15 protein-coding genes are annotated in these 17,848 nt (G+C 71.9%); 9 read left to right on the top strand and 6 right to left on the bottom strand.

Annotated features, from left to right (window positions below; all coding sequences use genetic code 11):
• Positions 1–250 precede the first annotated feature (250 nt).
• A complete protein-coding gene (locus BGP03_RS18830) occupies positions 251–1,102 on the top strand; it encodes an ABC transporter permease (protein ID WP_296371844.1) in 852 nt (283 codons plus the stop codon).
• Here BGP03_RS18830 and BGP03_RS18825 read toward each other — a convergent pair.
• From BGP03_RS18825 to BGP03_RS18815, 3 genes are all read right to left on the bottom strand, one after another.
• Complete coding sequence (locus tag BGP03_RS18825; protein WP_296371842.1) at positions 1,027–1,809, bottom strand: PIG-L family deacetylase; 783 nt, start codon at positions 1,807–1,809, stop codon at positions 1,027–1,029. The two genes, BGP03_RS18830 and BGP03_RS18825, sit on opposite strands and share 76 nt — an antisense overlap.
• A gap of 21 nt (positions 1,810–1,830) precedes the next feature.
• Positions 1,831–3,672, bottom strand: a complete 1,842-nt coding sequence (locus BGP03_RS18820; protein ID WP_296371840.1) for an AAA family ATPase — start codon at positions 3,670–3,672, stop codon at positions 1,831–1,833.
• 82 nt (positions 3,673–3,754) lie between these two features.
• The gene (locus BGP03_RS18815) at positions 3,755–4,876 is read right to left on the bottom strand and encodes an NDMA-dependent alcohol dehydrogenase (RefSeq protein ID WP_296371838.1); all 1,122 of its coding nucleotides are present in this window, start codon (positions 4,874–4,876) and stop codon (positions 3,755–3,757) included.
• Positions 4,877–5,087: 211 nt separating this feature from the next.
• On the opposite strand from BGP03_RS18815, the gene BGP03_RS18810 reads away from it, so the two are divergent.
• From BGP03_RS18810 to BGP03_RS18780, 7 genes are all read left to right on the top strand, one after another.
• Positions 5,088–6,635, top strand: a complete 1,548-nt coding sequence (locus BGP03_RS18810; RefSeq protein ID WP_298795520.1) for a benzoate-CoA ligase family protein — start codon at positions 5,088–5,090, stop codon at positions 6,633–6,635.
• A gap of 72 nt (positions 6,636–6,707) precedes the next feature.
• A complete protein-coding gene (gene boxC, locus BGP03_RS18805; protein ID WP_298795522.1) occupies positions 6,708–8,420 on the top strand; it encodes a 2,3-epoxybenzoyl-CoA dihydrolase in 1,713 nt (570 codons plus the stop codon).
• Between the two features lies 1 nt (position 8,421).
• On the top strand, positions 8,422–9,834 hold the full coding sequence (gene boxB / locus BGP03_RS18800) for a benzoyl-CoA 2,3-epoxidase subunit BoxB (protein WP_296371830.1): 1,413 nt from the start codon (positions 8,422–8,424) through the stop codon (positions 9,832–9,834).
• Between the two features lie 12 nt (positions 9,835–9,846).
• A complete protein-coding gene (gene fdxA / locus BGP03_RS18795; protein ID WP_298795524.1) occupies positions 9,847–10,188 on the top strand; it encodes a ferredoxin in 342 nt (113 codons plus the stop codon).
• 136 nt (positions 10,189–10,324) lie between these two features.
• Positions 10,325–13,069 carry a pyruvate, phosphate dikinase gene (gene ppdK, locus BGP03_RS18790; protein ID WP_296371826.1) on the top strand — a complete coding sequence of 915 codons (2,745 nt, stop codon included), beginning with the start codon at positions 10,325–10,327 and terminating at the stop codon, positions 13,067–13,069.
• 29 nt (positions 13,070–13,098) lie between these two features.
• Entirely contained in the window at positions 13,099–14,154 is a 1,056-nt protein-coding gene (locus tag BGP03_RS18785; protein ID WP_298795526.1) for an alpha/beta hydrolase-fold protein, read from the top strand.
• 95 nt (positions 14,155–14,249) lie between these two features.
• A complete protein-coding gene (locus BGP03_RS18780; RefSeq protein WP_298795528.1) occupies positions 14,250–14,564 on the top strand; it encodes a DUF805 domain-containing protein in 315 nt (104 codons plus the stop codon).
• 6 nt (positions 14,565–14,570) lie between these two features.
• On the opposite strand, the gene BGP03_RS18775 is transcribed toward BGP03_RS18780, so the two are convergent.
• The 3 genes from BGP03_RS18775 to BGP03_RS18765 all read right to left on the bottom strand — a co-directional run bounded on the left by BGP03_RS18775 (position 14,571) and on the right by BGP03_RS18765 (position 16,868).
• Positions 14,571–16,100: an alpha/beta fold hydrolase gene (locus BGP03_RS18775; protein WP_363094051.1), complete on the bottom strand. Its 1,530-nt coding sequence runs from the start codon at positions 16,098–16,100 to the stop codon at positions 14,571–14,573.
• A 35-nt stretch (positions 16,101–16,135) separates the two neighbouring features.
• Positions 16,136–16,462 (bottom strand): multicopper oxidase domain-containing protein, encoded by a 327-nt coding sequence (locus BGP03_RS18770; protein WP_296371821.1) that lies wholly within the window; start codon positions 16,460–16,462, stop codon positions 16,136–16,138.
• A 109-nt stretch (positions 16,463–16,571) separates the two neighbouring features.
• Positions 16,572–16,868, bottom strand: a complete 297-nt coding sequence (locus BGP03_RS18765) for a hypothetical protein (protein WP_298795531.1) — start codon at positions 16,866–16,868, stop codon at positions 16,572–16,574.
• A gap of 81 nt (positions 16,869–16,949) precedes the next feature.
• On the opposite strand from BGP03_RS18765, the gene BGP03_RS18760 reads away from it, so the two are divergent.
• A complete protein-coding gene (locus BGP03_RS18760; protein ID WP_296371817.1) occupies positions 16,950–17,822 on the top strand; it encodes a helix-turn-helix transcriptional regulator in 873 nt (290 codons plus the stop codon).
• Positions 17,823–17,848: the final 26 nt, after the last annotated feature.

The following is a 17,848-nucleotide window of genomic DNA, read 5'->3' as shown; positions in this document are numbered from 1 at the left end:
ATGTCCTTGGGGTCCGTCGTGTGCAGCATCTTCAGCAGCATGGATCCCTTGGCCGACTGACGCGCCGGGTACGGGCGCGACGTGATCGGCTTGGGGGCGACAGCTGTCACTGTGGCTCGTCTCCTGCACTGGGCGCGTCGTACCGACCGGCCCGGCCGTGGGGTCGTAATGGCTCGGGTGGATCGTAGCTCTACTCGCTGTCGAAGGCGCCCCGAGGGTTCGGATCAGTGGGTCGGGTGAAAGGAACGCCATGGGATCCACGAACGTCATCATCGGTCCGGCGCTCGTGGTGGCGATGGTGGCCGCCGTGCTCGTCGCGGCCGGTGTCGCCCGCGCCACCGGGCTCGGCACGGCCCGGCAGACCGTCGTCGCGGCCGTGCGGGCGACCCTGCAGCTGGGCGTCGTCTCGCTGCTCATCGGCGCGATCGTCGCCTCGTTCTGGTTCAGCACGGCCTTCGTCGGCGTGATGCTGGTGGTGGCCGCCCGGACCGGCGGGAAGCGCATGACCGACGACCGCAGTGGCTGGTGGGCGGCCCTGCCCATCGCGCTCGCGCCCCTGCCCGTGGTGGGCGGGCTCGTGCTGGGCGGGGTGGTGCCGCCGACGGGCATCGCGGTGATCCCGATGGCGGGCATCCTCATCGGCGGCACGATGACCGCCTCCGCGCAGGCCGGCCGGCGCGCCCTCGACGAGCTGGAGGCCCGGCGCGGTGAGGTGGAGGCGGCCCTGTCGCTCGGCCTGCTCCCCCGCGATGCGGCGATGCTGGTGGCCAAGGGATCGGCCGCGCAGGCGCTGGTGCCGCCGATGGACCAGACCCGCACGGTCGGCCTCGTCACACTGCCCGGCGCGTTCGTCGGGATGCTGCTGGGCGGCGCCACCCCGGTCGAGGCCGGTGCGGTGCAGCTGCTCGTGCTGGTGATGCTGCTCGCGGTGGCGACCGTCGCCGTGGCCGTCACGGTGGAGCTGGTGTGCCGTGGCCTCGTCCGCCGGACCGGCGAGCCCGCCCAGATCGTGACGGAGCGGGCCCACTACCGGATCGGGACGAACAGCTCCTCGAACAAGCCGGAGCTCTCGGCCGGGCTCGGCTCGCCCTCGACGATGTAGAACTCCACGCCCAGACCCATCGCGAACATCGGCTCGGGCATCGTCAGCATGAAGTGGTCGGGCGACATCTGGCTGGCGTGTGCGCGCATGGAGTCGCGCTTCTGCGTGGTGAAGTCGACGGCCTCGACGCGGTGGGTGATCTCCGACTCGGGCTTGCCCATCTTCTCGACGCCCTCGGGCAGCTCGCCGCCGGCCTGCTTGGCGCCGCGCGCCATCCAGTCTCGGTTGATCGTGCTCTGCGCCACCACCGGCACGGCCGCGAGCTCGGCGGCGCGACGACCCACGCGGTGGACCTGGATGTGGTCGGGGTGGCCGTAGCCGCCGTTGTCGTCGTAGATCGTGAGGACGTCGGGCTCCTCCTCGTCGAGGATCACGGCGAGCAGCTTCGCGGCGTGCTCGACGTTGGCCTGCCAGAAGCAGTACGGGGCCTCGTTGCTGGCCTCGCCCATCATCCCGGAGTCGGTGTAGGGCAGGAACTCCACGCGCTTGGCCCCCAGCACCGCGGCGGAGGCGTAGCACTCGTCCGAGCGCCGGACGGGCAGTTGCTCGCCCGGCTCGAGGACGCCCGGCACGGGCTCCCCCAGCTCGCCGCGCGTGGCGAAGACGAGGACCACCCGGTGGCCCGCGGCCGCGGCCTTGGCCAGGGTGCCGCCGACCGCGATCGACTCGTCGTCGGGATGTGCGTGAAAGGAGACGATGGTGCCCACGGCCGAAACCCTACGCAGGGCTCACGCCAGGATCCGGGTGAGGGCCGGGGCCACGTCCGCCAGGCGCGTGACGGTCTGGGCCCGCCCTCCCCCGCGCGTGGCCAGCGCCGCGGCGGCGGTCTCCGCCTCGGCCCCGCCCAGCGGGACGAGTACGTGCAACCGGTCGATGCCGCCCAGCGCGTCGGCGGGCTCGTCACCCGCGGTGTGCAGGCAGTCGCTGAGCAGCACCACCATGCGTTCGTCGGCCACGGCCCCGGCGAGCTGCTTCGACGCCTCGCGCAACCCCGCCGCGAGGTCGGTGGTGCCGTGCCCGCGCAGCGCCACGAGGTCGCTGAGCAGCTCCTCGGGCGGGCGGCGCACCCCCTGTGCCTGCAGCACCTTCACCCCCGCGCCGAACGCGAGGACCGACGGCTGCAGCTGCGGCGGCCCGTTCTCGTTGGCCACCACGACCCCGGCGGCGGCCACGGCGGCCAGCGCCACGGCGAGACCCCGCATCGACCCGGAGATGTCGACGACGAGGCAGACGGCCCGGCGGTGGGCCGTCCACGTGCGGGTGACCAGCTCCTCCGGACGCCGGGACACCGACGGGTCCCAGGCCTCGAGGGTGCGGTCGAGATCCAGGTCGCCGTCGAGGCGGCGCGAGGGCCCGAGCCGCCGCGTACCCCGTGCCTTCGCCGGCCCGACCCGGCCCAGCCGGATGAACACCCGCCCGGCCAGCCGGCGCGCGGCGGCGCGCAGCTCCGCGTCCGTGGCGACGGCCATGTCGGCCAGCAGGGAGGCCGCCGCCTCCGCGTCCTGGGCCGCGAGCGCGTCGAAGGCCTCGCCGTCGAGCTCACCCAGCTCGGGTGAGACGTCCTCGAACGCGGCGTGGTTGGCCGCGATCTGCTCCCGGCTCTGCGTGCGCCCCGCCTGCTCGCGACCGGGCCGGGACCGCTGCTGGAAGCCCGGGTTATGCCCCGGGCTGGGGGCTTTTCCCTGGTTGTCACCGCCGTCCGCGTCCGGGGACTCCGGGGGGTCGGTCTCGGCGTCCTCCGCCGGCCAGTGCGTCTCCAGCAGCTCGTCGATCACCGACTCGGCCGTGCGGTCGACGCCGTCGGTGATCCGGATGCGGCCCGACAGCGCGGCGTACGCGGCGTCGCGCGCGGTCTCCCGCGACGGCGAGGCCTCGGCGCGCAGGTCGGCGAGCGCGGTGAGCACGAGCGACAGGTCGATCGCCCCGCGCACGGACGAGCCCATCCGCACGTCGCGGTGCTCGCGCGTGGCCCGGGTGAGCGTGACCGACAGGTCCACCCACTTCCCGGCCAGCCCGCTCACCGACGCCGTGATGGCCCGCTCGCCCTCGAGGTCCTGGTAGCCGAGCACCACGCGGCACATGCGGTCGGCGATGGCCTGGCTGACCCGCGCGGTGCCCACCGCGTCGAACGGGTTCATCGCGGCGATCAGCCGGAAGTCCTTGCCCGCGTGCACGGTGCCCAACCGGGGGACGGCGATCTCGCCCTCGGTCAGCACCGTGATGAGGACGTTGAGCGTCTCCTCGGGGACCCGGTTGAGCTCCTCCATGTAGAGCAGCCCGCCCGTGCGCATGGCGGTGATCAGCGGCCCGTCGACGAACGAGTCGGGCTGGTAGCCGCTCGACAGCACCTGGGACGGGTCGAACTGCCCGACCAGCCGCGCGGGGGTCAGCTCGGCGTTGCCCTCGACGAACACGACCTCCTGGCCGGTGTCGCGGGCGATCGAGCGCAGCAGTGTGGACTTGCCGGTGCCGGGCGGCCCCTCGATCACGACGTGGCGGCCCGTCAGCAGGGCGACGGTGAGCACCTCACGTTCGCGGCGCAGGCCGACGACGGGGGTGGGCGAAGTCATGAGTACCTCTCTGGGACACACGCGAACGGCACCCCCGACCGGGCCGGGGATGCCGTTCGCGCGAGGAAGACGGGTGCGTCGGTCAGCTGTAGACGATGACGCCCTTCTGGTTCGTGCCGGCGTGCATGGCCTCGTAGCCCTCGCCGACCTGGTCCAGGGTGTAGGTCGTGGTGATGACCTCGTCGAGCTTCAGGATGCCCGCCCGGTAGAGCTCGATCTGGCGCAGGATGTCCCAGTTGGGGTTGGACTCGCCGAACAGCGACCCCTGGATGCGCTTCTGGAACAGCGTGACGTCGGCCAGCGAGACCGGCAGCGGGGTGGTGTCGGCGATGTTGCCCAGTGCCGTGACCACGACGGTGCCCGCCTTGCGGATCGACGCCATGGCCTGCCCGACGTACTCGGGCTTGATGACGCCGACGGTGATGATCGCGGAGTCGGCGCCCTGGCCGTTGGTGAACTGCTGGGCCAGCTCGGTGGCCTCCTCCATGGTCTCGACGCCGTGGGTGGCGCCGAGCTGGGTGGCGTTCTCGCGCTTGAGCGCCACCGGGTCGACGGCGATGATGTTGGCCGCGCCGGCGTGCGCCGCGCCCTGCACCGCGTTGATGCCGACGCCGCCGATGCCCATGACGATGACGGTGTGCCCGGGCTGGACCTGGGCGGAGTTGACCGCGGCGCCCCAGCCGGTGCCGACGTTGCAGCCGAGCAGGCAGATCTTGTCCAGCGGCAGGTCCTCGGGGACCTTCACCACGGAGTCGGCGGAGACGGTGGTGGTCTCCACGAACGTCGAGATGCCGCACATCTGGCCGACCGGGGTGCCGTCGAGCAGCTGGAGGCGGGTGGTGGGCTCCTCCCAGCGGGTGCCCGCGAGCAGACCGGCGCCGAGGTCGCAGAGGTTCTGCTGGCCCGAGGCGCACCAGCGGCAGTGGCCGCAGGAGGGCAGGAAGGAGAAGACGACGTGGTCGCCCTCCTTGATCCCCTTGTGGTTCGGCGGAGCCGCGGTGACGATGCCCGCGCCCTCGTGACCGCCGGCGAACGGGTACACCCCGACCGGGATGTCGCCGGTGGCGATGTGGTCGTCGGAGTGGCACAGGCCCGAGGCCACGAGCTTGACCTGCACCTCGCCGGGACGGGGGTCGTCGACGTTGAGGTCCACGACCTCGTACTTGCCCGGTGCCTGCCGGACGATGGCTCCACGAGTCTGCATTGACTGTTCTCCCTATGTCGGTGGGGCGCCTGCGGGGTGTGCGCCGGACCACTCCGTGCGTTCATAGCAGGCCGTGCATGGGTAGGGGAAGCATCAGCGCCCTCGGTTCGAACACAGATGTTGACCACCAGCGATTTTCTACGAATCGTTGACGGAGCGTGATCAAGCAGTAGAGTTCGGACACCCCGAACCGGACTGCGGAGCGCACCCCATGACGGACCCGTTCAACGCCGCCGTGTACCTCACCGAACGCCGGATCGCCGCGGGCGACGGCGCGCGGGTGGCCGTCCACCATCCGGGCGGCTCGCTCACCTACGCGGAGCTCACCGACGAGGTGCGCCGCGTCGCCGCGGGACTGCTGGCGATCGGCGTCCGCCCCGAGGAACGCGTCCTGATGTGCATGGTCGACGACGTCGAGCTGGTCACGGCCGTCCTCGCCACGATGTACGTCGGCGCGGTGGCCGTCCCGTCGTCGACGATGCTCACCGGCCCGGAGCTGGGCAAGCTCGTGGTGGACTCCCGCGCCCGCGTCGTGCTGGGCAGCGCCGAGTTCGCCGCCTCCGTGCTCGGCGCCACCGCCGACGCCCCCGACGTCCGGCACGTCGTCCTGACCGGTGACACCGCGCCCGACGCGCCGGGCGGCATGACCTGGGCGCAGCTGTGCGACACCGAGCCGCTCGCGGCCGCCTACCCGACGTGGGACGAGTCGCCGGCGCTGTGGCTCTACACGTCGGGCACCACCGGCACCCCCAAGGGCGCGATGCACCGCCACACCGACATCCGGTTCGTCTGCGAGACCTACGGCACCCAGGTCCTGGGCGTCACCCGCGACGACGTCTGCCTCTCGGGCGCGAAGCTGTTCTTCGCCTACGGCATCGGCAACTCGCTGTTCTTCCCGTTCTCGGTGGGGGCGGCGTCCGTGCTCGTCCCGACCCGCCCGAACCCGGCGCACTTCGCCGACCTCGCCGAGCGCCACGGCGTCACGCTGTTCTTCGGCGGCCCGAGCTTCTGGGGCCCGCTGATGGCCGCCGACCTGCCGAAGGAGAGGTTCTCGACCGTCCGCAACGGCGTCTCGGCCGGTGAGGCGCTGCCCGCCCGGATGTTCCACGGCGTCCGCGACCAGTACGGCTTCGAGATCCTCGACGGCATCGGCTCCACCGAGGCGCTGCACATCTTCATCTCCAACGTGCCCGGCAAGGTCGTCCCCGGCAGCTCCGGCTACCCGGTGCCGGGCTACCGGGTGGAGCTGCGCCGGCCCGACGGCAGCGTGATCGACGGCGTCGACGAGCCCGGGATGCTCTACATCGCGGGCGAGTCGATCTGCACCGGGTACTGGTGCCGTACCGATGTCAACCGGGCGGTCTTCCAGGGCGAGTGGATGCGCACCGGCGACCAGTACGTCCGCGCCGCCGACGGCAGCTACTCGTGCCTGGGTCGGGCCGACGACGTGCTGAAGGTCGGCGGCATCTGGGTCAGCCCGGCCGAGGTGGAGGCCCGCCTGATGGAGCACCCGGGCCTGGCGGAGGCCGTGGTGATCGGCGTGCCCGACGCCGACGGCCTCGACAAGCCCGTGGCGTACGTCGTCCCGAGGGCGGGTACCCACGTGGACCCGGACGAGGTGATCGCGTTCTGCCGGGCCGGGCTGGCGTCGTTCAAGCGGCCGCGGCTCGTCGTCGAGGTGAGCGAGCTGCCCCGCACCGCGACGGGCAAGATCCAGCGCTTCCGGCTGCGCGAGCTGGCGGCGGGCACCATCGTGTGACGTTCTACAGAGCTTTGCCGTTGCGCCACCATGTTGTAGAGTGACGGGTATCAGCCACAGGAAGGGCCTGGAGTGACCACCACCATCGAGCCCGACACGACCCCGGCCGTCTCGTTCGACGCCGACCCGGCGTCCTACAAGCACTGGAAGCTCGACGTCCAGGGCGAGGTGGCCTACCTGCGCCTCGACATCGACGAGGACGGCGGCATCGTCCCCGGCTACGAGCTGAAGATGAACAGCTACGACCTGGGCGTCGACATCGAGCTCTACGACGCCACACAGCGGCTGCGCTTCGAGTACCCGGGCGTGCACGCGGTGGTGCTCACCAGCGCCAAGGACCGCAACTTCTGCGCGGGCGCCAACATCCGGATGCTCGCGCAGTCGAGCCACCCGTGGAAGGTGAACTTCTGCAAGTTCACCAACGAGACCCGCAACGGCATCGAGGACGCGAGCGCCCACTCGGGCCAGGTCTACATCGCCGCGGTCAACGGCACGGCGGCCGGCGGCGGCTACGAGATGGCGCTGGCGTGCGAGGAGATCCTGCTCATCGACGACAACTCCTCGGCGGTCTCGCTGCCCGAGGTACCGCTGCTGGGCGTGCTGCCCGGTACCGGCGGTCTCACCCGCGTCGTCGACAAGCGCAGGGTCCGCAAGGACCGCGCCGACGTCTTCGCCACCAAGTCCGAGGGTGCGCGGGGGAAGCAGGCCGTCGAGTGGAAGCTCGTCGACGAGGTGATCCCGAAGCGCAACTGGGACGAGACGGTGGCCGAGCGCGCCGCCACCGCCGCGGCCCGCTCGAACCGGCCGTCGAACGACAGTGGAGCCACCGGGATCGCGCTCACGCCGCTGCAGCGTGAGGAGACCGCGGACGGCATCACCTACGAGCACGTGAAGGCGACGTTCGACCGCGGGCAGGGGCTCGTCGAGATCACCGTGTTCGGCCCCGAGGGGGACGTGCCGGACACCGTCGACCGTGTGCACGAGCTCGGCGCCGACTTCTGGCCGCTGGCCATGACGCGCCAGCTCGACGACCTGATCCTGCGGCTGCGCGCCAACGAGCTGGAGCTCGGGACCTGGGTGATCCGCACCGAGGGTGACGTCGAGGACGCGCTGGCGTTCGAGAAGGTCATCGAGGACTTCTCCGGCTCCGACTGGCTGGTCAACGAGATCCGCCACTACTTCAAGCGCACCCTCAAGCGCCTCGACGTCACGTCGCGGTCGCTGATCGCCCTGATCGAGCCGGGATCCTGCTTCGCCGGGGCGCTGCTGGAGCTCGCGCTGGCGTGCGACCGGCAGTACATGCTCGACGGGCTGATGGAGGACAACGACGAAGAGGGCGCGCCGGCGCAGATCGTGCTGTCGGCGTCGAACTTCGGCACGTTCCCGATGAGCAACGGGCTCTCGCGCCTGGGTTCCCGCTTCTGGGGCGGCCCGGATGACGACGGGGCCGCGATGGCGAAGCTGCGCCAGGAGACCAGCCGCCGCATCGAGGCCGCCGAGGCCGCCGAGCTGGGCCTGGTCACCGAGGCGTTCGACGACATCGACTGGGAGGACGACATCCGGATCATGCTGGAGGAGCGGGCCTCCCTCTCCCCCGACGCCCTGACCGGTATGGAGGCCAACCACCGGTTCGTCGGGCCCGAGACGATGGAGTCGCGGATCTTCTCGCGGCTCACGGCGTGGCAGAACTGGATCTTCGTACGACCGAACGCTTCGGGCCCCGAGGGGGCGCTGCGCAGGTACGGCACGGGACGCAAGGCCGAGTTCGACAGGAAGCGGGTCTGACATGAGCATCGACTACAGCGAGAAGATCCCCAACAACGTCGACCTGGCCGGGGACCGGAAGCTGCAACGCGCCCTCGAGTCGTGGCAGCCCAACTTCCTCAACTGGTGGAAGACGATGGGCCCGGCCGTCCCCACCGAGGACGTCTACCTGCGCACCGCCGTCGCCGTGGGCCGTGAGGGGTGGGCCCACTTCGACCACGTCGCCATGGAGGAGTACCGCTGGGGCGTCTTCCTGGCCGAGCGCAACACCGACCGCAAGATCGCGTTCGGCGAGCAGAAGGGCCAGCCCGTCTGGCAGCAGGTGCCCGGCGAGTACCGCGCCGACCTGCAGCGGCTCATCGTCATCCAGGGCGACACCGAGCCCGCGTCCGTCGAGCAGCAGCGCCGCCTGGGCGAAACCGCGCCGTCGCTCTACGACCTGCGCAACCTCTTCCAGGTCAACGTCGAGGAGGGCCGCCACCTCTGGGCGATGGTCTACCTGCTGCACGCGTTCTTCGGGCGGGGCGGCCGCGACGAGGCGGAGGCGCTGCTGCAGCGCAACTCCGGCGACCTCGACAGCCCGCGCATCCTGGGCGCGTTCAACGAGGAGACGCCCGACTGGCTGAGCTTCTTCATGTTCACCTACTTCACCGACCGGGACGGCAAGTACCAGCTCGGCACGCTGAAGGAGTCCGCCTTCGACCCGCTCTCGCGCACGTGCGAGTTCATGTTGAAGGAGGAGAGCCACCACATGTTCGTCGGCACCACGGGTGTCGACCGCGTGGTCACCCGCGCCGCCGAGCTGACGCGGCAGTACGACACCGAGGAGATCGGCCCGCACGGCGGCATCCCGCTCGACGTGATCCAGAAGTACATCAACTTCCACTACTCGGTGAGCCTGGACCTCTTCGGCTCCGAGCAGTCCACGAACGCGGCGAACTACTTCACCGCCGGGCTCAAGGGCCGCTGGCAGGAGGAGCGCCGCAAGGACGACCACGTCCTCACCGAGAACTCGGCGAAGATCGACCTCGTCCGCGACGGCGTGCTCACCCAGGACGAGGTGCCCGCGCTCCTGGCCCTGAACTCCGACCTGCGCACCGAGTACATCGCCGACTGCGAGAACGGCCTCAAGCGCTGGAACCGCGTGCTGGAGAACGCCGGGCTGGACCGCCGGCTCTACCTGCCGCACCTGGGCTTCAACCGCGGTGTCGGCCTGTTCTCCGAGCACCACATCACCCCGAAGGGCGACGTCGTCGGGCCGGACGTGTGGGAGGCCAAGAAGGACTGCTGGCTGCCCACCGAGGCCGACAAGACCCACGTCCGGTCGCTGATGAAGCCGGTCTACGAGCCCGGCAAGATCGCCAGCTGGATCGCGCCGCCCACGAAGGGCATCAACGACAAGCCCTTCGAGTACGAGTACGTCCACTTCAGCTGACAGGATCCAGCAATGCCGTACGTGATCGCCGAGCCCTGTATCGACGTGATGGACCGCTCGTGCGTCGACGAGTGCCCCGTCGACTGCATCTACGAGGGCTCGCGCAAGCTCTACATCTCCCCGGTCGAGTGCATCGACTGCGGCGCCTGCGAGCCGGTGTGCCCGGTGGAGGCGATCAGCCAGGACCGCGCCGTGGACCCCGACTTCGAGGCCCACGTCGCGGACAACGCCACGTTCTTCGACACGGTCCTGCCCGGCCGCGACGAGCCCATCGGTGCACCCGGAGGGGCGATGGGGATCGGCGCGGTCGGGGTGGACACGGAGCTGGTGGCCAAGCACACCCCCCAGGCCTGACGAGGTCTGCAGGTGTCAAGGGGGTGGGGTGTGGCGTAGAGCCGGGCCCTCGGGATCGATACGGATGTCATTGTGAGATCCAAATGACCACTCGGCGAACTACCGTCGTCCGACACCCTGCCTGAAGGAGACGACGATGCCGGTGCCCCGTCCTACCCGCGGACGCCCCGACTCCGCCCAGCTCGTGTTCGACTTCGCTGACGGCAACCGCGACCAGGCCGACCTCCTCGGTGGCAAGGGCGCCAACCTCGCCGAGATGACCAACCTGGGCCTGCCGGTGCCCCCCGGGTTCACCGTCACCACCGAGGCGTGCCGCTTCTACCTCGACCGCGGCGAGGAGCCGCAGTCGCTGCGCGTGCAGGTCACGATGGCCCTGCGCCGCCTGGAGGACCAGCTCGGCCGCCGGCTCGGCGACGTCCAGGACCCGCTGCTGGTCTCCGTGCGGTCCGGGGCCAAGTTCTCGATGCCGGGGATGATGGAGACCGTCCTCAACGTCGGGCTCAACGACTACTCGGTGAAGGGGCTCGCCGAGGCGGCGGGCAACGAGCGGTTCGCGTGGGACTCCTACCGCCGGCTGATCCAGATGTTCGGGCGCACCGTGCTCGACATCCCCGGTGAGAAGTTCGAGGCGGAGCTGGACGCGGCCAAGACGCGGGCCGCGGTGGCCTCCGACGTCAACCTCACCGCCGAGCACCTGCGCGACCTCGTCGAGGTGTTCAAGCACATCGTGTTCGACGCGACGGGGCGCGACTTCCCCCAGGACCCCCGCGAGCAGCTGGACATGGCCATGCGCGCGGTGTTCGAGTCCTGGAACACCGACCGCGCACGGCTCTACCGCCGCCGCGAGCGCATCCCCCAGGACCTCGGCACCGCGGTCAACGTGTGCGCCATGGTGTTCGGCAACCTCGGCGAGGACTCCGGCACCGGCGTCTGCTTCACCCGCGACCCCGCCAGCGGCAAGCTCGGCGTCTACGGCGACTACCTCGTCAACGCGCAGGGCGAGGACGTCGTCGCCGGTATCCGCAACACCCTGACGCTGGAGGACTTCGCCCAGCTCGACCCCGCGTCCCACGCCGAGCTCACCAAGATCATGCGGCGCCTGGAGACGCACTACCGCGACCTCTGCGACATCGAGTTCACCGTCGAGCGCGGCAAGCTCTGGATGCTGCAGACCCGCGTCGGCAAGCGGACGCCCGCCGCGGCGTTCCGGATCGCCACCCAGCTCGTCGACGAGCACCTGATCACCGACGACGAGGCGCTGACCCGCGTCACCGGCGCCCAGCTGGCTCAGCTGATGTTCCCCCAGTTCGACGCCGACTCCCCGCGCGACCTGCTGGCCAAGGGCATGGCGGCCTCCCCCGGCGCCGCGGTCGGGAAGATCGTCTTCGACTCCCACACCGCCGTGGAGTGGGCGGCGCGGGGCGAGGACGTGCTGCTGGTCCGCCGCGAGACCACTCCCGACGACCTGTCCGGCATGATCGCCGCCACCGGTGTGCTGACCAGCCGGGGCGGCAAGACCTCGCACGCGGCCGTGGTGGCGCGCGGGATGGGTCGCACCTGCGTCTGCGGGGCCGAGGCCCTCGACGTGGACGCCGAGAACCGCGTGCTGCGCGTGGACGGGCGGGAGATCGCCGAGGGCGACGTCCTGTCCATCGACGGCACCACCGGCGAGATCTTCGCGGGCGAGCGGCCGGTGGTCGACTCGCTGGTGGTGACCTACCTGGAGCAGGGCCTCGACGCCGCCCTCGCCACCGCCGAGCCGGAGGCCGCGGAGCTCGTGAGCGCCGTGCACCGGCTGCTCAGCCACGCCGACCGCACCCGGCGCCTGAACGTGCGGGCCAACGCCGACACCGCCGAGGACGCCACGCGGGCGCGGCGGATGGGCGCGGAGGGCATCGGCCTGTGCCGCACCGAGCACATGTTCCTGGGCGAGCGCCGCGTGCTGATCGAGCGGCTGATCCTGGCCGACGACGACGAGACCCGCGAGGCCGCGCTGGCCGAGCTGCTGCCCCTGCAGCGCGCCGACTTCGAGGAGATCCTCGAGGCCATGGACGGGCTGCCCACCACCATCCGCCTGCTCGACCCGCCGCTGCACGAGTTCCTGCCCGACCGCACCGAGCTGGCGGTCCGGGTGGCCACCGCGCGCGCCACCGGCGAGCCCGACCCCGTCGACGTCACGCTGCTGGCGGCCGTCGAGCGGCTGCACGAGTCCAACCCGATGCTCGGGCTGCGCGGCGTGCGGCTGGGCCTGGTCGTACCCGGGCTCTACGCGATGCAGGTCCGCGCGATCGTCGAGGCGGCGGTGGCGCGGGCGGCGGCGGGCGGCGACCCGAAGGTCGAGATCATGGTGCCGCTGGTGGGCTCGGTGATGGAGCTGCACCTGTTCCGCGACGAGAACGACGCGCTGATCGCCGAGATCCTGTCCGCGGGCGGCCACGACCTGCGCATCCCGATCGGCACCATGATCGAACTGCCGCGGGCCGCGCTCACCGCGCACCGGATCGCCGAGGTCGCCGAGTTCTTCTCCTTCGGCACCAACGACCTCACCCAGACCACCTGGGGCTTCTCCCGCGACGACGTCGAGGCCACGATCTTCGCCCGGTACCTCGAGATGGGCGTGCTCACCGTGTCGCCGTTCGAGTCGCTGGACCGCGACGGCGTCGGATCGCTGGTGCGCACGGCCGTCGAGGCCGGACGGGACGCCCGGCCGGACCTCAAGCTCGGCATCTGCGGCGAGCACGGCGGCGACCCCGACTCGGTGCACTTCTTCCACGACGTCGGCCTCGACTACGTCTCGTGCTCGCCCTACCGCGTCCCCGTGGCGCGGCTGGAGGCGGGGCGCGCCGCGCTCGTCTCCGAGACGGGAGGTGCGGGCCTGTAGCGCGGGATGCCACGGCGGACGATGGGAGAATGACCTTCGTCCCGCCCGACATCGGTCCGCCCTGGGCCCGCCCGCTCGCCGGCCGCCTCGACGTCCACGCGATCGACAGCCCGGCGCTGCGCGGCAACGCCCTCGGCGACCCGCACGTCCGCCCGCTGGCCGTCTACGTGCCGCCGGGCGCCGAGGACGCCGGGGCGCTGCCGGTGATCTACGTGATCCAGGGGTTCACCGGGCAGCTGGACCGGTGGGCCGCCCGCTCGACGCTGCGCCCGACCTATCTCGAGCTCGTCGACGACCTGTTCGCCGACCCGGCGGTGCCCCGCGCGCTGGTGGCGCACGTCGACGCGTGGACGTCGATCGGCGGCAGCCAGTTCGTCGACTCCCCCGCCACCGGCCGCTACGCCACGTACCTGTGCGAGGACGTCGTCTCCTTCGTCGACGCGCACTACGCGACGCGGGCCGACCGCGACCACCGCGGCATCGCGGGCAAGTCCTCGGGCGGCTACGGGGCGATGGTCAACGCGATGCTGCGCCCCGACGTGTTCGGCGCGCTGGCCACCCACGCGGGCGACGCCTGCTTCGAGACCTGCTACCTGCACGACGAGGCCGCCTCCGTCCGAGCGCTGCGCGAGTCCTACGACGGGTCGTGGGAGAACTTCCTGGCCGACCTCCGTTCGCGGCCGGCGATGTCGAAGGGCACCGACGGGGACATCCTCAACTCCTACGCGATGGCCGCCTGCTACTCCGCCGACCCCGACGGCACCGTGCACCACCCGATCGACCCTGCCACCGGCGTCCTCGACGACGAGGTCTGGGCCCGCTGGCAGGCCTGGGACCCGGTGCGGATGGCGCCGCGGCACGCCGAGGCGCTGCGGTCGATGCGGGCGATCTGGATCGACGCGGGCACCCGCGACGAGTGGTTCCTCGACCTCGGCGCGCAGGCCTTCCGGGACGCGTGCGAGACGGCCGGCGCCACCGTCACCCACTTCGAGCTGTTCGACGCGGGGCACGGCGGCATCGAGTACCGCTACCCCCTGGCGCTGCGCCATCTGGCCGAACGACTCGCCGCGGCCACTTTCCGGTAACGGCTCCGGGAAACAACTGTTTCACCGCTTCCGTGCCGTGCCGTGCTCCCCGCCCGATCACCGGCTGCCGACGGTCAAGGACAAGGAGGCACGTCGTGAACTGGTACGTCAAGGTGCTCAGGCAGTACGTCGACTTCAGCGGACGCGCCCGTCGCACGGAGTACTGGATGTTCGCGTTGTTCAACGCGATCGCCCTCATCGTGCTCACCGTGGTCGACAGCCTGATCGGCACCGGCAACATCACCGGCAGCAGCGGGTCGGCCGGCCTCGCGTTCTCCGCCAACCTCGGCCTGCTCAGCGGCATCTACGCGCTGGCGACGATCCTGCCGGGCCTCGCCGTCGCCGTCCGCCGGCTGCACGACACCGACCGGTCCGACCCGAAGCAGGTGGCGGCCGGCTCGTTCGGCTAGCCCCGGTCATCTCGGCGTCGGCGGCGGCAAGGGCGCGCACTGCGCGTCGGAGCCGTCGCCGGGCTTGCGGGTGGGGAGCGCCCCGGTCGCGAGGTAGGCGGCCACCGCGCCGTCGACGCAGCTGTCGCCCGACAGCGACGCCGCGTGGGTCGTGCCGCCCACCCCCTCCACGAGCGACGCGGTCGGGAACAGCCGCCGCGTGGCCAGCGCCCCGCTGAACGGCGTGGCCCCGTCCAGGGTCTCGCTGATGAGCAGGGTGCTCGCCACCTTGCTGCCGTCGACCGCGACGGGCGGGCCCGCCGGCGCCGGCCAGATCCGGCACGGCGCGTTGTACCAGGCGTTGCCCCACGTCTCGAACGGCGCCTGCGCCGCGACCTTCGTGTTGTCGGCGGTCCAGGTCGCCTGGTCGGGCGGCCAGGGGGCGTCGGTGCACTGCACGGCGAGGTAGACGGCGTAGGTGTTGTCGTCGGCGATCGACGTGGACCCCTCGTACACCGTCTTCAGGGCCGACGCGTCGCCCGCCGTGACCCACCGCGCGAACGCCGTGGCCACGCTTCCCCAGGACCCGACGTTGTAGCCGGCCGCCAGGAACAGGTCGTTCCACTCCGACGGGCCCACCACCCCGCCCGCGGGCGACGTGCGCAGCTTCGCCTTCTGCGCGTAGTAGAGCTTCTCGACGTCGTCGCCGGAGTTGCCGAGGTGGTAGACGCCGTCGTACTTCGCGACCCAGTCGAAGAAGATCCCGATGTTCTTCTCGAAGGCCACGTCCTGGTCGAGGTTGGCCTGGTACCAGACGTGGCGCGCGTCGACCACGCCGTCGAGCACCATCCGCCGCACCCGGTCGGGGAACAGCGTGCCGTAGACCTGGCCGAGGTAGGTGCCGTACGAGTAGCCGTAGTAGGTGATCTGCTCGACGCCCAGCGCCTGGCGGATGCTGTCCATGTCCGTGGCGGAGTCCACGGTGGTCATGTGCCGCAGCAGCGCGCCGCCGTTGCGGTCGCACGCCGCGGTGTAGTCGGCCACGCGCTTCGTCCAGGCGTCCCGGGCGCCGGGCGTCGCGGGGTCGTAGTCGGGACGGCCGTAGCCGGCGTAGGTGGGCACGCAGCTCAGCGCGGGCCTGCTCGCGCCGACGCCGCGCGGGTCGAAGCCGATCCAGTCGTAGCTCCCGCCGACGCCGTTCGGCACCGAGGCACCCAGCGTCGACTGCTCCAGCCCGGAGCCGCCCGGGCCGCCCGGGTTGACCAGCACCACGCCCTGGTACTTCGCGTCGGGGACGGTGTGGCGCACCCGGGACACGGCCAGCGCGACGGTGGGCCCGGCCGGGTCGGCCCGGTCGAGCGGGACCCTGACGGTGCCGCACTGGGCACCGGCCGCGGTCAGGGCCTGGTCGGTGCACGGTCCCCACGTGACGGGCGCCGGATGGAACGCGGGTGCGGCCACCGGGGCCGGTGCGGGCCCCCGCGTGGTGGCCACCACGACCCCGATCACCACGGCGACCACGACCGCGACCACCCCGACCGTGACGATCCTGCGCACGTTGCTCCCCCGTCAGTCGCCGACGGGGAAGCCTGTCACGGCGCTCGCTCCGGCGCGTTCACGGCACCGCCCCCCACCCGGTACGGCTCGGTCACGCCCGTGTACATCAGGTGCGCCACCGGCCCCTGGGACGCGTGGGGCAGGTTGTGACAGTGGTCCGTCCCGATGCCGGGGTTGTCGGCCACGAACGCGATGTCGAAGGAGTCGCCGTCGGCCACGTCGAGGGAGCCCACCCACCACGGGCTCCCCGTGGCCGCCACCCCGTTGCCGGCCAGCACCACGGCGTGGTGGCCGTGCAGGTGCATCGGGTGCACCTCGCCGCTGCCGTTGACGACGTGCATCCGCACCACGTCGCCAGCCACCCGGCGCGGACGTGGTCACCGCCCGGTGCCGCCGGGGAGCATCGGCCGCCCCCCGTTCCACGCGATCACCAGGCGGGCGGGCGGACCGAGGTCCGGGTTCGGCACGCGCTCACGGTGCCGCCGGCGTGAGCGCCGCGTCGGGCACCGACGCCGCGGCCACCCGCCGCGGGATGAGCAACGTGACGCCCAGCCCGACGATCGACGCCCCGGCGGAGATCAGCAGCGCCACCTGGATGCCGGCCGCGGACGGGAGGACCGCGGAGCCCACGCCGGCCGTGAGGCCGGCGAGCACCACGGCCGTCACGGAGCTCGACAGCGCGGTGCCGACCGCGCGCATCAGCGAGTTGAGGCCGTTGGCCGCGGCCGAGAGCCCGACCGGCACGGCGTCCATGATCAGCGCCGGCATGGCGGCGCCGCCGCAGCCCCGGTCCAGCGGGGGACCGGTTGTACCAGGATGGGCACCTCCCGAACCGGCATGCTGGACGGCATGGAACGCACCGAGCTCGGAGCCGCACTCCGCACGTGGCGCGAGCGGCTGCGCCCGGCCGACGCCGGCCTGCCCGCCGGGGTCCGCCGCCGCACCCCGGGGCTGCGGCGCGAGGAGGTGGCCGCGCTCGCCGGTGTGTCCGTCGACTACCTGACCCGCCTCGAACAGGGTCGTGGCCCCCACCCCTCCGACGCGGTGCTGACGGCGCTGGCCCGCGCCCTGCGCGTCAACGACGCCGAGCGCGACCACCTGTTCCATCTCGCCGGTGGTTCGCCGCCCCGGCCGGGCCGGATCCGCAGCACGGTGCGACCGAGCGTGCTGCGCCTGATGGACCGGTTCACCGACCTGCCGGCGGTCCTGCTGGACGCGAAGACCGACGTGCTCGCATGGAACCCGATGGGCGCGGCCCTGCTCGGCGACCTGTCCGCGATCCCCCTGGCCCGCCGCAACATGGCCCGGCTGGGGTTCACCGGCGACCGCCGGATGGGCGGCGACCCGGCCGAGCGCGAGCGGCTCGACCGGGCCCTGGTCTCCGACCTCCGCCGCTCGGCGGCCCGCTACCCCGACGATCCGGGCCTCGCCGCGCTCGTCCGTGAGCTGCGGGCCGACAGCGCCGACTTCGCGCGGCTCTGGGATCTCCGCGACCTCGACGAACGCCACAGCGACCACAAGACGCTGCGCCATCCCCAGCTCGGCCCGATCGAGCTGGACTGCGACACCCTGCTCGTGCACGCCGACGACCAGGTCCTGCTCGTGTACTCGGCGGCCCCGGACACACCCGCGGCCCAGGCCCTGGACCTGCTGCGCGTGGTCGGTCTACAGGAACTTCGTGCACATCAGCTACCCTCGGTAGCACATGTCGACGGTCGATGACCCGTCGGCACGGGGTGGAAGGGGCA

This window comes from Pseudonocardia sp. 73-21 (genome assembly GCF_001899645.1).
In the GTDB taxonomy this organism is placed as follows: domain Bacteria; phylum Actinomycetota; class Actinomycetes; order Mycobacteriales; family Pseudonocardiaceae; genus Pseudonocardia.
The sequence above is the reverse complement of the archived record's forward strand: the minus strand, read 5'-3'. Positions and strand labels throughout refer to the sequence as shown.

Coding starts and splice junctions, on each gene's coding strand:
- BGP03_RS18830 (WP_296371844.1), top strand. CDS start 251: ATGGGATCCACGAACGTCATCATCGGTCCGGCGCTCGTGGTGGCGATG.
- BGP03_RS18820 (WP_296371840.1), bottom strand. CDS start 3,672: ATGACTTCGCCCACCCCCGTCGTCGGCCTGCGCCGCGAACGTGAGGTG.
- BGP03_RS18815 (WP_296371838.1), bottom strand. CDS start 4,876: ATGCAGACTCGTGGAGCCATCGTCCGGCAGGCACCGGGCAAGTACGAG.
- BGP03_RS18810 (WP_298795520.1), top strand. CDS start 5,088: ATGACGGACCCGTTCAACGCCGCCGTGTACCTCACCGAACGCCGGATC.
- boxB (WP_296371830.1), top strand. CDS start 8,422: ATGAGCATCGACTACAGCGAGAAGATCCCCAACAACGTCGACCTGGCC.
- fdxA (WP_298795524.1), top strand. CDS start 9,847: ATGCCGTACGTGATCGCCGAGCCCTGTATCGACGTGATGGACCGCTCG.
- ppdK (WP_296371826.1), top strand. CDS start 10,325: ATGCCGGTGCCCCGTCCTACCCGCGGACGCCCCGACTCCGCCCAGCTC.
- BGP03_RS18785 (WP_298795526.1), top strand. CDS start 13,099: ATGACCTTCGTCCCGCCCGACATCGGTCCGCCCTGGGCCCGCCCGCTC.
- BGP03_RS18765 (WP_298795531.1), bottom strand. CDS start 16,868: ATGCCGGCGCTGATCATGGACGCCGTGCCGGTCGGGCTCTCGGCCGCG.
- BGP03_RS18760 (WP_296371817.1), top strand. CDS start 16,950: ATGGAACGCACCGAGCTCGGAGCCGCACTCCGCACGTGGCGCGAGCGG.